This is a genomic window from uncultured Eudoraea sp., from assembly GCF_947258525.1.
In the GTDB taxonomy this organism is placed as follows: Bacteria; Bacteroidota; Bacteroidia; order Flavobacteriales; family Flavobacteriaceae; genus Eudoraea.
This window is the reverse complement of the sequence record NZ_CAMYIP010000170.1, coordinates 1,950-2,842: the sequence shown is the minus strand read 5'-3', so window position 1 is coordinate 2,842 and position 893 is coordinate 1,950. Positions and strand designations below refer to the sequence as shown.

Annotated in this window: 2 protein-coding genes; both read left to right on the top strand. The window is 47.8% G+C overall.

Annotated elements, in window-relative coordinates; all coding sequences use genetic code 11:
• Positions 1-588 (top strand): M48 family metallopeptidase (locus tag Q0X89_RS12860; RefSeq protein WP_297694803.1); only part of this gene is annotated, 588 nt, incomplete at its 5' end.
• Positions 589-597: 9 nt separating this feature from the next.
• Positions 598-893: SCO family protein (locus Q0X89_RS12855; protein ID WP_297694801.1), on the top strand; the 296-nt coding region annotated here is incomplete at its 3' end.

The following is an 893-nucleotide window of genomic DNA, read 5'->3' as shown; positions in this document are numbered from 1 at the left end:
ACCCGATTCGGCAAATGGAACGACATATTGACTATCCCAGCACCCAAATCCGAAATCTTGTATTTACGCCTGATTCGCCACTATGCCCGTGGAATTGCCTTCGTACGTAAGAACAATGCCAAAGAAGCCCAGGAAGAGCTCTATGCCCTTAAAGAATTGATGAAGGATCCGAAAATGGAGGAATTGATTGCAGCTGCGCACAACCCTTCGAATGACATCGCCAATATCGCTATTGAAGTTGTGGCCGGCGAACTCGCGGCCCTGAACGGCGATATGCCCAAAGCCATAGCACATCTGAAGAAAGCAGTTGCTCTTGAAGATCAATTGACCTATACAGAACCTGCGGCCTGGCATATCCCAACCCGCCAGAATTTGGGTGCCCTGCTGCTTAAAGCCGGCGAATATGAAGCTGCCGAACAAATTTACAAGGAAGATCTAGACGTCCTCCGGCAAAATGGATGGTCCCTGATGGGCCTGCATCTCAGCTTAAAAGCTCAGAATAAGGCTGAGGAAGCCAAAGCCATCAAGGCCGAATTTGAACAGGCCTGGAAAGAGGCCGATATTGCAATTGAAACTTCCGTCTTGTGAGTGGGGTCTATGAAAAGAAGAGCTAAATCCAGCCTCCTATTGACTTTAGGAACCCTGCTGATCTTAAGCCTCCTCATTCTGTCATTATTTGGGGGAGGCAAGGGACGAATTGTACCCGTTTTGAATCCCTCGGATATGAATCCGGATTACGTGGATTTTCAATTGCAAGGCAATGACAAAGATCATAGGGTGCGCGATTTTAGCCTGATCAATCAGATGGGCGATACCATTACCCAGGACGACTATGAGAATGTGATCTATGTGGCCGATTTCTTTTTCACGCGCTGCCCGAGTATTTGTCCAAA